The organism is Arthrobacter sp. zg-Y1219 (genome assembly GCF_030125545.1).
Classification (GTDB): domain Bacteria; phylum Actinomycetota; class Actinomycetes; order Actinomycetales; family Micrococcaceae; genus Arthrobacter_B.
Genome location: NZ_JASKLY010000013.1, coordinates 19,571 through 32,005, shown reverse-complemented (window position 1 = coordinate 32,005; position 12,435 = coordinate 19,571). Strand labels below are relative to the sequence as shown.

Sequence of the window (12,435 nt, the reverse complement as noted above, 5' to 3'; positions counted from 1 at the left end):
GCCGCCGGACTACCAGCGGTGCCGGGCTTCCTCGATCCAGCCGCCCAGGCCGTCCAGCGAATAGCCGGTGCCGTCGGGAGTGCGGGCCGTTCCGGTCCAGGTGCCGAAGGCCTGCCAGATTTCCGACGAAATGACGACGGCTTTGGTGGCGGACTTTCTGCGGTGAAAGGGCGTGAGCACGGCATCGATCCACGGCCCGTGCACCGTCCAGGGCGAATCCGGATCCTCCAGGTCGTAGGTGAACTCCAGTTCCCCGTCGTAATGGTGCAGCCGGCCGTCCACGATCAGGGCATTTTCGGTGGCCGGCGTACCCGCGGTCCACTGCCCGCCCAGCTGCAGGCCAAGCCGGGTGCCGTTCACGGTTCCGGAGCCCGCGCCCCAGGTCCACGTCGTCCGGTAGGGCCAGCGACCCCGGCCGCGGTCCAGGACGGCAAACGCATCCGTCGACACGTCATAAGTCTTGCCGTCCACCGTCACCGTGCCGGCGACGCTGCGGGCCACGTCCTTGAGCGTGTACTGGAACCGGCGGTCCGACCAGGGCACCACCACGCCCAGCACATCGCCGTCGGCGGGTGCATACAGGTCCACGGCCACCCGCGGTGAGCGGGCGCGCAGGTGGGTGCCGCCGTCGTCGTCGTGGAAGCGCAGTGACACGTCGCCCGCCGATCCCAGCGCTGTCAGGGGCGGAAGCGTGTCCGGCAGCTGGATGTCGGCGGCGGAGGGCAGGATCTTCAGCGGCTCGATGCTGATCTCCTCGCCGGTGGACCGGTTCAGGACGTACAGCTGCAGGCTGGCGGCGTAGCCGAGATTCACGATGGTCATGCCCAGCGCCAGCTCCGGAGTCAGCACACCCCAGTATTCCCAGCGTTTGGTCCGCAGCCGGCCCGCGGGACCGTCGGGAAGCGGCGTGCGGTGCAGCGGTGAGCGGGAGTAGCCCACGGCCTGCGGATTTAGGGTGCCGCGGGCAGTGGTCAGGTTGATCGGCAGCGTGAGTTCGTCCATGCGGCCCCAGTCTAGGCGGGGCGAAGCCCCAGGGAGGGCTACGGCTCGGTGGTCGAAATGGACGGCCGGCCCGCTGCCCAGATGCAGTCTAGTTTTTTTGACCCTGTCGGGTGGCGTTGAGAACTGTCTGAAGGGTTTGCATTGCAGCTTCAAAGTTCCGATCGCCGGCATAACCTGCCCATTGCTGCTCGAGCTCCGCGACCTTTGCCGAGGCCTCCTGCAGCAGCTTTAATCCGCGGGCCGTGGGGAGGATCAGTTTTGCTCGGGCATCCACGGGGTCCGGCTTTCGCTCGAGATACCCCAGGGCTTGCAGCTCATTTACCAGCTCTGATGTTGCCGCCAGGCTCAACTGGGCTCTTGCAGCCAGCGCGGTCAGGCGGATGCCCTTTGTCCCCACGTTGCCCGTGATCTGGAGGTGGGCCGGACGAAGATCGCCGTAGCCGTGCCCCTCCGCCTCGGCCAGTAACTCGCGACGAAACTCGGCGAGCAGACGGACCAGCAGCTGGCCGACGGGAAGCCGTGTTGGCTTGGAATTTCCGATAGGGGAATCTCTTGACTGGGGCTGCGGCATGGAGGACAGTCTAGCTCGTAAGCTTCGGAAACCGAAGGAATACGCCCGGCATCCTCCGGGGGCACTTTCTAGGAGACTGGCATGGATACGAGAACATCGGCCATGGTGGACACAGTTTTGGGTCCGCTGATGGTCCGCCGTACGGGGGCCGGTTCTCCGGCGCTTCTATGGCACAGCATGTTTGTTGATTCAGAGACATTCGCAGGGGTGACAGGCGATCTTGGACGCAGTCACGAACTTTTTCTTGTGGACGGTCCAGGCCACGGCGGCAGCCCTGGAGTTCGCCGGCGTTATGCCTTGCAGGACTGCGCAACCGCAGCGGCCCAAATTATGGACGCGGTCGGCATAACTGACCCCGTCGACTGGGTGGGAAACGCCTGGGGAGGACATGTCGGCATTCTTTTCGCCGACGCCTACCCCACCCGCTGCGCATCACTGACTACCATCGGGACGCCTGCGTACGCCTTGCCGAGGGGTCAGCGCCAAAAGACCTCCCTATTGGTTTACCTGTACAGGATCCTCGGCCCGGGACCGTTCACGGGAGCAGTGGTGGAAGCACTCGTGGGTCCGGATGCGGACAAGACCGCACCCGAGGCTGCTTCGCAGGTGGCTGCAGCCTTCCGCAGGGGGAACAGGCAGGGCAAGTACTGGGCCATGCGTTCCTTGATGCTCGGTCGTCCGGATTTACGCCCGGTGCTCCCGCGATTGCGCGTACCGACGCTCATGATGAGCGGACGAGAGGACGCTATGAACGACCTTCAGGAGGCAGAGCGCGCGGGGCGTTCAGTGCCGGATGGAAGTTTTCTCCCGGTTCCCGGCAACGGGCACGTCGCGCCGCTCCTCATTGCCGCGGATCAGGTCACGGCGGCGATACAAGGCTTCTGGTCCCGCGCCGGCAACCCGTAGCTGGCTCTGGGGCAGCCGCGTACTCTGCACTGGCCCTCAACGGGTGGAGGAATCCTGCGGAAGGCCGTCTCCCTGCTCTAGGCTGGGAGAAACTTCGGCTCCATAAGAAGGCGGTTTGGTTATGTTGGTGAGCGTAGGCCAGTTCAGTCCCACGGGCGACGTCGGAGAGAACCTCGAGGTGATGCGCTCGCTGGCGGAGAAAGCGAAGACCGAGGGCGCCGAGCTGATCGTGTTTCCCGAGGAATCCATGTTCAGCGTCGGCAAGGTCGAGGGCCCGCTGGCCGCGGCCGTCGACGCCGGCTGGACCACCTTCGTCCAGCAGCTGTCGATGCTCGCGGCGGAGCTGGGCATCGCCGTCGTCGCCGGCGGTTACGAATCCAGCGGCGAGGACCGCCCGTACAACACCCTCGTGCTGATCGAGGCCACCGGGCGGATCGCTGACACGTACCGCAAACTGCACCTGTATGACGCCTTCAGCTACGCCGAATCCGCCCGGATCAAGCCCGGCAACGGCGGCGTGAAGGTGGTGGATCTCGGCGGCATCAAGGTTGGCCTGATGACCTGCTACGACATCCGGTTCCCCGAGCTGGCGCGGGCACTCACCGACAAGGGGGCGGACCTGCTGGCGGTTCCGGCCGCCTGGTTCAAGGGCGAACACAAGATTGAACACTGGGAAACCCTGCTCAAGGCCCGGGCGATCGAAAACACCGTGTGGGTGGCTGCCGCAGGGACCTCCAGCCGCCACACGGTGGGCCACTCGGCCATCCTGGACCCGATGGGTGTTGCGCAGGCCTTCCTGGACGATGAAGCCGAGGCCGTAGTCACGGCCGACGTGACCCGCAAGCGGATCGACGACGTGCGCGAGTTCCTGCCGGTGCTCAGGAACCGCCGCTTTGCCGCCAATGACCAGATTATTTCCGCCGGCTAAGCCTTCCCCGTCGAGAGCGGGCCCAAGGAAAATAGTTTCGGCGCCCGCGTAACTTTTGGCAGTTCCGGGACGATTACACTTTTGGAACGGTCGCACCGAGGCTTATCCCCCCAACGAGCCCCGGTGCGGCCGTTTCGTCATGTCCGCACCTCAGGTCGTCGCGGTAGTAACATTTGGGACGCCCATCCTTCCGCTAGGGAAAGACCGAACCTTGGCCACAGCCCTGACAGAGGACATCCTCGCTGCCGCCCGTGCCGGGAAACCCAAGGCGCTGCGCGAAATATACCTGGTCCTGGCTCCGTCGATCCTGGGCTATCTCGCCGGCAAGGGATGTGAGGATCCGGAGGGCCTGACCCAGGAAGTCTTTCTGACGGTCTTCGGCAAACTGCACTCGCTCACCGGCGGCCTGTCCGGAATGCGCACCTTCGCTTTCTCGGTGGCGCACGCGCGAATGGTCGACGACGCCCGACGGCGTGAGCGGCAACCGGTGTTTGCGCAGTTCCATCCCGCGGCCGATGTCCGAATCAGCGTTTCGGCCGAGGAAACGGTGCTTGAATCCGGAGCCGGCGTTGCCGCGCTGCTTGACGGGCTCCCGCCCCGGCAACAGGAAGTGCTGCTGTTGCGGGTTGTGGCCGACCTGTCGATCGAGGAAACAGCCAGCATCATGGGCAGCAGCGAGGGAGCCGTCAAACAGCTCCAAAGCAGGGCGCTGAAAATATTGAAGGACCGGTTGGAACGGAAGGAGGAGCCAGCTCATGAACGAATCGCCTGAGACCGGCGGCGACCCGAAAGTTCACCGCCTCCTTGCCGAATCCAACATTGAGGAAAGCCCGGAGCTCCTTAAGGGCCTGCGTCTCCTGCGTTCCTTTCGCGCCTCGCCGGCTCCGGAGCCGACCGGCGAGCTGGCCACACTGCTCAAAACCGCCAACCCGCCGCGTCAGCGGACACAGACGCACCGCGGCCTCATCCTGAGTTTCGCGCTGGCCGGTGCCATGGCGGCCGGGACAACCGGAGTTGCGGCCAGCAATGCCCTGCGGCTCACCTGCGAATCATTCACTGGCGGCGCAACGGAGCCCGCTCAGCCGAAGCAGGAGGACAGCGGGGAGACGGCGCCGCTGCCCGCCGAAAGTGCCGACGCGCAGGCGCCGTCCCCCGAAGCCGCGTTGTCCCCCGAACCCGCGCCGTCTCGGGCCGCCGGCGGGCGGCATCCCTAAGCGGTCAGCTGCCGTTTCGAGGAAATGACGCCGGTATTAAAGCCGGCCAGGTTCAGTCCGCCGTGGAACCGGGCGTGCTCAATCTTGACGCAGCGGTCCATCACCACGTCCAGCCCGGCAGCCTCAGCGGCGTGGGCCACGTCCTCATGCCAGGAACCCAGCTGCAGCCACAGCGTTTTCGCCCCGACGGCGATGGTCTCCTCCAGCACGGACGGCAGGTCGTCGTGGCGGCGGAACACGTCCACAATGTCCGGGACCTCGGGCAGATCCGCCAAGGAGGCGTAGACGGGCCGGCCCAGGATTTCCTTGGCCACCGGGTTCACGAAATAGACCGTGTACGGAGACGACGAGAGCAGGTACGTCGCCACGAAGTAGGACGCCCGGGACGGCTTGTCCGAGGCGCCCACAATGGCAATGGACTTCGCGCTGCGCAGCAGCGCCAGACGCTCCGGAGCGCTCGGGCCGTCCCAGGCGCGCGGTTCGGCAATGGCTTCAGCGGACATGGGCGGACTCCTTCAGCGGGGGCACAACCGGGACATCGGACGGGACAACTGACGGGGCGGAAGCGGCATCAGCCGACGCCGCGGACGAGGCAGCGGCGTCGAGCGCCTGATCCAGGTCCCAGAGGATGTCCGCAAGGTCCTCCAGACCCACGGAAATCCGGACCAGATCCTCGGCCACGCCCGCCGCGGTGAGCTGCTCCGGGGAGAGCTGGCCGTGCGTGGTGGAGCCGGGGTGGATGACCAGGGTCCGGGAATCGCCCACGTTGGCCAGGTGCGAGGCCAGCTGCAGGGCCTCAATAAAGGCCTTGCCGGCCTCGCGGCCGCCCCGGACTCCGAAGCTGAACACCGACCCCGGTCCCTTGGGCAGGTATTTCTTCGCCCGCTCATGGTGCGGATGGGAGGGCAGCCCGGCGTAACTGACCCAGGACACGCGCTCGTCGGCCTCCAGCCATTCGGCAACCGCCTGCGCGTTTTTCAGGTGTTCGTCCAGGCGCTGCGGCAGCGTTTCCACCCCCTGCAGCAGCTGGAATGCTGACTGCGCGCTGAGCGCGGGGCCGATGTCGCGCAGCTGCTCGGAACGCAGCTTGGTGAGGAATCCGTACTCGCCGAAGTTCCCCCACCAGGAAATGTTGCCGTAGCTGGCCACCGGCTCGGTCATTGCCGGAAACTTGCCGTTGCCCCAGTTGAACGTGCCGGATTCGACGACGACGCCGCCCAGCGTGGTGCCGTGCCCGCCGAGGAACTTGGTGGCCGAGTGGATGACAATGTCCGCGCCGTGCTCGAACGGCCGCACCAGGTACGGAGTGCTCAGGGTGGCATCGAGGATCAGCGGCACGCCGGCGTCGTGCGCCACCTTCGCCAGCCCGGCGATGTCGGTGATTTCGCCGCTGGGATTGGCCACGACTTCGGCGTACACGGCCTTGGTGTTCTCCCGAATGGCCGCCGCGTAGTCCGCGGGATCCGTGCCGGGAACAAACGTGGTGTCGATGCCGAAGCGCCGCAGCGTCACGTCCAGCTGCGTCACGGTGCCGCCGTAGAGCTGCGCGGCGGCCACGATGTGATCCCCCGCGCCGCACAGGGCAGCGAAGGTCACGAACTCAGCGGACATGCCCGACGCCGTCGCCACGGCACCGATGCCGCCCTCCAGCGAGGCGATGCGCTCCTCGAAGGCCGCGACCGTCGGGTTGCCGATGCGGGAGTAGATGTTGCCGTACTTCTGCAGCGAGAAGAGGTTCGCCGCGTCGTCGGTGTCCTTGAAGACAAACGACGTGGTCTGGTAAATGGGCACGGCGCGGGCGCCGTGCGTGGCATCGGGGGTGCCGCCGGCGTGCAGGGCACGGGTCCGGAAGCCGAATTGTCGATCACTCATGAAATGAGTGCTCCTTCCTGGTGGGCCGCGGTGAAGCGGCTGCTCGATCGTTGCAAGTTGCGGGTGGCGGACGAAGAATGTTCAGCAGGACTGCGAACAGAGCGGACGGGCAGCGGCGGAGGACGCCGGACGGAACGACGAAGGAAATGATTCCCATGGACGAGTACGTCGTTGTCATTGAAGCCGGCTACAAGCTGGGGGCCGCCACGCACAGGATCACTGCCACGGAGCCCCTGCCCCAGGGGGAAGCCAACCGGCTCTTCCTGGAGCTGATGGACGGGCTGCACGCCGACCTGCTGCCGGCCAAGACGGACACCACGTATCTGGAGGTCTCGCCCACGGAGTTTCTGCGCATTCACCGGGCCATGGGCGGCGCGGTGGTGATGGACCGCGTGACGCTGACCCGGGTTCACTGACCGGCTCCGTGTCGCCGGGCTTCGCAGACGCGGGCGATGTCAGCGATGCACGGTTCGTTCTGCAGGCTGGTGGTATCGCCCAGCCGCGTGCCCTCAAACAACTGGGTCAGCAGCCGGCGCATGATTTTCCCCGAGCGGGTCTTGGGCACATCTGGGACGACGACGACGGCGGCCGGCTTGGCGATGGGCCCGATTTCCCGCGCGATGTGGGCCCGGAGCTCGGCGGTGACCCGCTGCATGAACACCGGATCCGCGGGGCCGGATTCGGGCAGGGCAGCGGCGGCGGCGGACAGGACCACAAAGGCGGTGATCGCGTGTCCGGTTTTTGGATCGGCCACCGGGCACACTCCGGCCTCGGTGACCCAGGGATGGGACACCAGGGCGGATTCGATTTCGATCGTGGACAGGCGGTGCCCTGACACGTTGAGCACGTCGTCGGTGCGGCCGAGGATCCAGGTGTCGCCGTCGTCGTCGTACCGGGCGCCGTCGCCGGCCAGGAACCAGCCCTGCCGCGCATACTGCCGCCAGTAGGAGGCGAGGTAGCGCTGCGGGTTTCCCCACACGGTGCGGGCCATCGCCGGGCCGGTCCGGTCCACCACAATGAAGCCCGGGGTGTTCGGGGGCACCGGATTCCCGGCCTCATCCACGATTCGAGTGCTCACGCCGGGCAGGGCGCGGGAGGCGCAGCCGGGCTTGAACGCGGTGTCAGTGGGGCGCGGGGAGAGGATGGTGGCGCCGGTTTCGGACTGCCACCAGGTGTCGATCACCGGCACCTCCCCGCGGCCAAGCTGCTCGCGCAGCCAGCGCCAGGCCTCGGGGTTCACGGCTTCCCCCACGGTTCCCAGCAACCGGATGGAGGAGAGGTCATAACGCTCCGGAACGCCGTCGGGGAACCAGCCCATCAGGGACCGGACCAGGGTGGGTGCGGTGTAATAGCTGGTCACCCGGTAGCGGTCGATGATCTCCAGGTGCCGTCCCGGATGCGGGGTGTTGGGAGTGCCCTCGAAAATAACCTGGGTGGCGCCGTTGGCGAGCGGGCCGTAGATCTCGTAGGTGTGGGCGGTGACCCAGGCCAGGTCGGCGGTGCACCAATGCACGTCGGTGTCCCGTTCCGCCGGATCCGGATTGGCGAAGAGGTAGTCGTAGCTCCACGACGCCTGGGTCAGGTAGCCGCCCATGGTGTGCACCAGGCCCTTGGGCTTTCCGGTGGTTCCGGAGGTGTACATGATGAACAGCGGCGTCTCGGCGTCGAAGGCTTCCGGCGTGTGGGTGTCTGCGGCGGTGTCCACGGTCTCGTGCCACCACACGTCGCGGCCCTCGGTCCAGCTGATGTCCGATCCGGTGCGGCGGACCACCAGCACATGCTCCACGGCGTTGGCCCCGGCAACCGCCGCGTCGGCGTTGTCCTTCACCGGCACGGCGGTTCCGCGGCGGAACTGGCCGTCGGTGGTGACCAGCAGCTTCGCGCCGGTGTCCTCGACCCGGAACTTCAGTGCCTCGGCGGAGAAGCCGCCGAAGACCAGCGAATGGACGGCGCCGACGCGGGCGCAGGCCAGCGTGATGACGATGGTCTCCACCAGAACCGGCAGGTAGACGACCACGCGGTCGCCCCGGCCGATGCCCAGGGCGTGCAGGGCGTTGGCGGCGCGGGAAACCTCCCGCTGCAGGTCCGCGTAGGTGACGGTGCGGCGGTCGCCGGGCTCGCCCTCGAAGTGCAGGGCGACTCTGCCGCCCAGGCCGGCGGCCACATGCCGGTCCACGCAGTTCACGGCGACATTCAGGGTTCCGCCGGCGAACCATTCGATCGCGGGGACGCTGTAGTCGGCGTCGGCCTCCGGGGTGTCCGGCCCGCTCAGCCGCTGCGGGGGGATGAAGGTGTGCGCGGTGTGCCAGGGCTGTTCCCACTGGAGCCTGCGGGCAGCTGCTTCCCAGAACGCGATCCGCTCGGCCTCGGTGGCGGGCTCGGTCACGGTTGCAGGGGTGACGGCGGCCGGGGTGCCCGCCGGGGCGGTAGTTGCGTCGAGCGCTGAGGTCAGGCCCATTTTTTCACCGCCGACTTTTCGGCGAGGCCCAGCAGGGCATCGGTAATCTTGCCGATGACAGCCAGCAGGACAATGGCCAGCAGCAGCCGGTCAGTGCGCCCGTTGTTCTGCGAATCGATCAGCAGGAAGCCCAGCCCCATGGAGGAGGCGATCAGTTCAGCGGCGACCAGGAAGAGCCAGGCCTGCGCCAGTGCCAGGCGCAGCCCGGAAAACACGGAGGGAACGACGGCGGGCAGCTGCACGGTGGTCAGCAGCTTCAGGCCGTTGAGCCCGAAGGCGCGGGCGGCTTCCACCAGGTTCCGGTCCACGTGGCGCAGGGCCAGGGACACGGTGGTGAACACGGGGAAGAACGCGCCGATGGCGATCAGCGTGATCTTGGAATCCTCACCGATCTTCAGCCACAGGATCAGCAGCGGCACCCAGGCCAGCGACGGCACGGCACGCAGCGCGCCGATCACCGGACTCAGCAGGATTTCTGCCAGCCGGGACAGGCCGAGCAGGGCGCCCAGCACCAGCCCCAGCAGTGCGCCGATGGCGAAGCCGATGAGTACCCGCTGCGTGGAGATGGCGACGTGCAGACCCAGCTGGCCGCGGTCGATGAGGTCGATCGCCGCGGTGTAGACGGCGGCGGGCGACGGCAGCTGGACGGCGGTGAAGATGCCGGCTGCGGTGCTGAGCTGCCAGGCCGCGAGCAGTGCTGCCGGCACCACCAGACCCAGGGCGAGCCGGATCCAGCGGCGGGAGAGCGGTCCGGACGGCGCCGGGTTGTGTTCCGGTCCGGCCGGAGGCGCCGCAGTGGCTCCGGCGGCGGCTCTCCCGGCCCGGGAGGTTGGGACGGCGCTGTTTCCGGTGAGGTAGGGGTTGTCGATGCCTGTCATCAGGACTCCTTGACCGCGTCCGGGTCAGCGTTCTGCACGTAGGAATCATCGAGCAGGCTGTCCAGTGCCGTGTCGACGGCGTCCTGGCCGGCCACGTCACCGGTTTCCACGAGGGTGGGCCCGATCTTTTCGAGCACGCTGCGCTGGGCCTCGCCCGGCGCCGGGTCGACGTCGAGGTTGCTGCGGTCCAGCACCACCGTCTGCGCCACCGCCAGGTCCAGTCCGGCGACGTCGGCGAGGATCCGCGCGGTTTCCTCCGGGTTTTCGGCGGCCCAGGCGCGGGCCTTCTCGTAGGCGTTGACCACTGCCTGCGCCTGTTCCGGGTCCTCCGCAAGGAAGGCCTCGTTGGCAGCCAGGATCCCGTAGGTGTTGAAGTCCAGGTTGCGGTAGATCAGCTGGGCGCCGTTCTGCTCGGCGCCGGCCATGATCGGATCCAGTCCGGCCCAGGCGTCCACCGATCCGTTTTCCAGGGCGGTGCGCCCGTCGGCGTGCTGCAGCTGTTCCACGGTGACGTCGGAGAGGCTGAGTCCGGCCTCCTCGAGGGCCTGGACCAGGAAGAAGTAGGGGTCGGTGCCCTTGGTGGCGGCCACCGACTTGCCCTTGAGGTCCGCCACCGAGGTGACGTCCGAGTCGGCGCCGACCACCAGTGCCGACCATTCCGGCTGGGAGAAGACGTCGATGGCCTTGATCGGCGAGCCGTTGGCCCGGTTGAGCAGCGCGGCGGAGCCCGCCGTGGATCCGATGTCGATGGCTCCGGAGCGCAGGTTCTCGTTGGCCTTGTTGGACCCGGCGGACTGCACCCACTCCACGGTGACACCGTCCTCTTCCAGCGAGGATTCGAGCCAGCCCTTCTCCTTGATGATCAGGCTGAGCGGGTTGTAGGTGGCGAAATCAAGGGTGAGGGTTCCGCCGTCGGCCGCTTCCGCGTTGGCGGCGGGCTCGGTATCTTCACCGGCAACGCAGCCGGTCAGCAGCAGCGAGGCTGCGGCTGCGGCCGCGGCCAGGGCCTTGACCGGCCCGCGGGACAGGGCCGGTCGGCGGCGGGCCGGAGAAGAGTTGGCGGAAGGGGCGGGGGAAGGAACGACGGAACGGCTGTTCATGGGAGTTCTTTCTGCTGGAGGACGGCGAGCCGGGCGGAAAACGGCACTGAACTGCTGGGGGAGCGTCCGGACGAAGGGAACGGACGCAGGTGAGAAGGAGCTGCTGGGGAGGGGCGGGTGCCGGGAGGCTAGTGGCGGTCGACGCCGAGGCTGGCCAGGAGCTCGCCGCGCATTCGCGCCAGCTCCGCCGAGGCCCGGTCCCGCGGCCGGTTGCCGGGCACGGTGATGACCTGGGTGATCGTGGCGCCGGATTTCTCCTGTTCCTTGCCCAGCACAATGATCCGGTCCGCCAGCTGGAGGGCTTCATCCACGTCGTGGGTGACCAGCAGCACGGTGGTGGGGGTGGCCGTGTGCACCGAGAGGAGCAGGTCCTGCATCTTCAGCCGGGTCAGCGCGTCCAGGGCGCCGAAGGGCTCATCGAGCAGCAGCACCCCGGGGGTCCGGGCCAGGGCACGGGCCAGGGAGGCGCGCTGGGCCATGCCGCCGGAGACCGCCCGCGGGCGGTGCTTGGCGAACGGGCCCAGCTCCACCAGCTCCAGCAGCTCGGCCACCTTCGCCTTGCCGTGCTTGGCGCTCATGCTTTTGGGCAGGCCCATCGCGATGTTGGCCTGGAGCGTCTGCCAGGGCAGCAGCCGCGGCTCCTGGAATGCGACGGCGCAGCGGTCGTCGATCCCGTGCACGGGGGTGCCGTTGATCAGGACTTCTCCGGTGCTGGCGGCGTCCAGGCCGGCTGCGGCACGCAGCAGCGTGGATTTTCCGCAGCCGCTGGACCCGAGGATGGCCAGGACCTCGCCCGGGCGCACCTCGAAGTTGATGTTCCGCAGCACCCGGTGTGCTTCGGGGCCGGCGCCGAAGGTGCGGCCCAGCGAGGAAAACGTGACGGGAAGAGCGGAGCCGGCGGCCTGAAGCGGTGCAGCGGGCGGCGCGGCGGCAGGGGACTGTGAAGCCAAGGCGGTCATGTGAACTCTCCATCGGTCCTGGCAGTAGCACCCTACGGAAAACGCCTTGGGCCGGTTACGGCCTCCTGCGGTGTTGTCCTCGCTATTGCCGTTCCTCAAGGAGGAGGTACGGCAACCAGGGTTGCTGCGGCTTCACTGATCCAGGTCTCTCAGCCGCTCGGGATGGTCAAGAGCCACTAAACGCTTCATTCGGACAACGGGCAAGTCCCCGGCGTAATATTTCGACGCCGCTGTGCCAGCCGGAAAACCGCCGCGCGCGCCGGCCTGGAGGCCCAGGTCCGCCGCGGGGCCGGCTCCGTGCCCGCGGTTCACACAGGGTCATTGACTTCCGTTGAGCCGCATCGCTGTGCCAATACTGGAGCCGAAGGATCATGAGTCCCAACGCGAAGCTCTGGCTGGTTGGGCGGCAACCCTCTTCTCCGTAGCGGGGTGCCCCAGATGAGGATCCGGCCGTTGCGCGTCCGCGAACGGCAAGTACGGCGTTCCCTCAGGGGCGTCCCGTTCCGAAAGGTTCCCCCGTGACCGAGCAGAACATCCAGCCGACCAC

13 protein-coding genes and 1 riboswitch are annotated in these 12,435 nt (G+C 67.5%); of the genes, 5 read left to right on the top strand and 8 right to left on the bottom strand.

Annotated elements, in window-relative coordinates:
• Positions 1-9 precede the first annotated feature (9 nt).
• Positions 10-1,002 (bottom strand): DUF2804 domain-containing protein, encoded by a 993-nt coding sequence (locus QNO00_RS09300; protein ID WP_229966629.1) that lies wholly within the window; start codon positions 1,000-1,002, stop codon positions 10-12.
• An 88-nt stretch (positions 1,003-1,090) separates the two neighbouring features.
• Positions 1,091-1,573, bottom strand: coding sequence for a MarR family winged helix-turn-helix transcriptional regulator (locus tag QNO00_RS09295; RefSeq protein ID WP_229966630.1), 483 nt, complete (start codon positions 1,571-1,573; stop codon positions 1,091-1,093).
• An 81-nt stretch (positions 1,574-1,654) separates the two neighbouring features.
• Between QNO00_RS09295 and QNO00_RS09290 the strand changes: the two genes are divergently transcribed.
• The 4 genes from QNO00_RS09290 (at position 1,655) to QNO00_RS09275 (ending at position 4,621) form a co-directional block, all read left to right on the top strand.
• Complete coding sequence (locus tag QNO00_RS09290; RefSeq protein ID WP_229966631.1) at positions 1,655-2,479, top strand: alpha/beta fold hydrolase; 825 nt, start codon at positions 1,655-1,657, stop codon at positions 2,477-2,479.
• Between the two features lie 121 nt (positions 2,480-2,600).
• Positions 2,601-3,407 carry a carbon-nitrogen hydrolase family protein gene (locus QNO00_RS09285; RefSeq protein ID WP_229966632.1) on the top strand — a complete coding sequence of 269 codons (807 nt, stop codon included), beginning with the start codon at positions 2,601-2,603 and terminating at the stop codon, positions 3,405-3,407.
• Between the two features lie 211 nt (positions 3,408-3,618).
• The gene (locus tag QNO00_RS09280) at positions 3,619-4,179 is read left to right on the top strand and encodes an RNA polymerase sigma factor (RefSeq protein WP_229966633.1); all 561 of its coding nucleotides are present in this window, start codon (positions 3,619-3,621) and stop codon (positions 4,177-4,179) included.
• Positions 4,163-4,621, top strand: a complete 459-nt coding sequence (locus QNO00_RS09275) for a hypothetical protein (protein WP_229966634.1) — start codon at positions 4,163-4,165, stop codon at positions 4,619-4,621. The genes QNO00_RS09280 and QNO00_RS09275 overlap by 17 nt, the downstream gene beginning before the upstream one ends.
• On the opposite strand, the gene QNO00_RS09270 is transcribed toward QNO00_RS09275, so the two are convergent.
• A complete protein-coding gene (locus QNO00_RS09270) occupies positions 4,618-5,124 on the bottom strand; it encodes a CoA-binding protein (RefSeq protein WP_229966635.1) in 507 nt (168 codons plus the stop codon). The two genes, QNO00_RS09275 and QNO00_RS09270, sit on opposite strands and share 4 nt — an antisense overlap.
• Positions 5,114-6,493, bottom strand: a complete 1,380-nt coding sequence (locus QNO00_RS09265; RefSeq protein WP_229966636.1) for an O-acetylhomoserine aminocarboxypropyltransferase/cysteine synthase family protein — start codon at positions 6,491-6,493, stop codon at positions 5,114-5,116. Before QNO00_RS09265 ends, QNO00_RS09270 begins: the two co-directional genes overlap by 11 nt.
• 155 nt (positions 6,494-6,648) lie before the next feature.
• Here QNO00_RS09265 and QNO00_RS09260 point away from each other — a divergent pair, with 155 nt between their 5' ends.
• Positions 6,649-6,909 carry a hypothetical protein gene (locus tag QNO00_RS09260; protein WP_284024354.1) on the top strand — a complete coding sequence of 87 codons (261 nt, stop codon included), beginning with the start codon at positions 6,649-6,651 and terminating at the stop codon, positions 6,907-6,909.
• Here the strand turns inward: QNO00_RS09260 and acs are convergent.
• The 4 genes from acs to QNO00_RS09240 form a co-directional block, all read right to left on the bottom strand.
• The gene (gene acs / locus QNO00_RS09255) at positions 6,903-8,951 is read right to left on the bottom strand and encodes an acetate--CoA ligase (protein ID WP_284024353.1); all 2,049 of its coding nucleotides are present in this window, start codon (positions 8,949-8,951) and stop codon (positions 6,903-6,905) included. The genes QNO00_RS09260 and acs overlap by 7 nt on opposite strands.
• Positions 8,942-9,829 carry an ABC transporter permease gene (locus QNO00_RS09250; protein WP_284024352.1) on the bottom strand — a complete coding sequence of 296 codons (888 nt, stop codon included), beginning with the start codon at positions 9,827-9,829 and terminating at the stop codon, positions 8,942-8,944. The genes acs and QNO00_RS09250 overlap by 10 nt, the downstream gene beginning before the upstream one ends.
• The gene (locus QNO00_RS09245) at positions 9,829-10,929 is read right to left on the bottom strand and encodes an aliphatic sulfonate ABC transporter substrate-binding protein (protein ID WP_284024351.1); all 1,101 of its coding nucleotides are present in this window, start codon (positions 10,927-10,929) and stop codon (positions 9,829-9,831) included. The genes QNO00_RS09250 and QNO00_RS09245 overlap by 1 nt, the downstream gene beginning before the upstream one ends.
• Positions 10,930-11,057: 128 nt before the next feature.
• On the bottom strand, positions 11,058-11,888 hold the full coding sequence (locus QNO00_RS09240) for an ABC transporter ATP-binding protein (RefSeq protein ID WP_284024350.1): 831 nt from the start codon (positions 11,886-11,888) through the stop codon (positions 11,058-11,060).
• A gap of 367 nt (positions 11,889-12,255) precedes the next feature.
• A riboswitch (SAM riboswitch) is annotated at positions 12,256-12,371 on the top strand.
• The last annotated feature ends 64 nt before the right edge of the window (positions 12,372-12,435 follow it).

What these genes read in the sequence shown, in the direction of transcription:
- QNO00_RS09300 (WP_229966629.1), bottom strand. Translation starts at nt 1,002, where the DNA reads ATGGACGAACTCACGCTGCCGATCAACCTGACCACTGCCCGCGGCACC.
- QNO00_RS09295 (WP_229966630.1), bottom strand. Translation starts at nt 1,573, where the DNA reads ATGCCGCAGCCCCAGTCAAGAGATTCCCCTATCGGAAATTCCAAGCCA.
- QNO00_RS09290 (WP_229966631.1), top strand. Translation starts at nt 1,655, where the DNA reads ATGGATACGAGAACATCGGCCATGGTGGACACAGTTTTGGGTCCGCTG.
- QNO00_RS09285 (WP_229966632.1), top strand. Translation starts at nt 2,601, where the DNA reads ATGTTGGTGAGCGTAGGCCAGTTCAGTCCCACGGGCGACGTCGGAGAG.
- QNO00_RS09275 (WP_229966634.1), top strand. Translation starts at nt 4,163, where the DNA reads ATGAACGAATCGCCTGAGACCGGCGGCGACCCGAAAGTTCACCGCCTC.
- QNO00_RS09270 (WP_229966635.1), bottom strand. Translation starts at nt 5,124, where the DNA reads ATGTCCGCTGAAGCCATTGCCGAACCGCGCGCCTGGGACGGCCCGAGC.
- QNO00_RS09265 (WP_229966636.1), bottom strand. Translation starts at nt 6,493, where the DNA reads ATGAGTGATCGACAATTCGGCTTCCGGACCCGTGCCCTGCACGCCGGC.
- QNO00_RS09260 (WP_284024354.1), top strand. Translation starts at nt 6,649, where the DNA reads ATGGACGAGTACGTCGTTGTCATTGAAGCCGGCTACAAGCTGGGGGCC.
- acs (WP_284024353.1), bottom strand. Translation starts at nt 8,951, where the DNA reads ATGGGCCTGACCTCAGCGCTCGACGCAACTACCGCCCCGGCGGGCACC.
- QNO00_RS09250 (WP_284024352.1), bottom strand. Translation starts at nt 9,829, where the DNA reads ATGACAGGCATCGACAACCCCTACCTCACCGGAAACAGCGCCGTCCCA.
- QNO00_RS09245 (WP_284024351.1), bottom strand. Translation starts at nt 10,929, where the DNA reads ATGAACAGCCGTTCCGTCGTTCCTTCCCCCGCCCCTTCCGCCAACTCT.
- QNO00_RS09240 (WP_284024350.1), bottom strand. Translation starts at nt 11,888, where the DNA reads ATGACCGCCTTGGCTTCACAGTCCCCTGCCGCCGCGCCGCCCGCTGCA.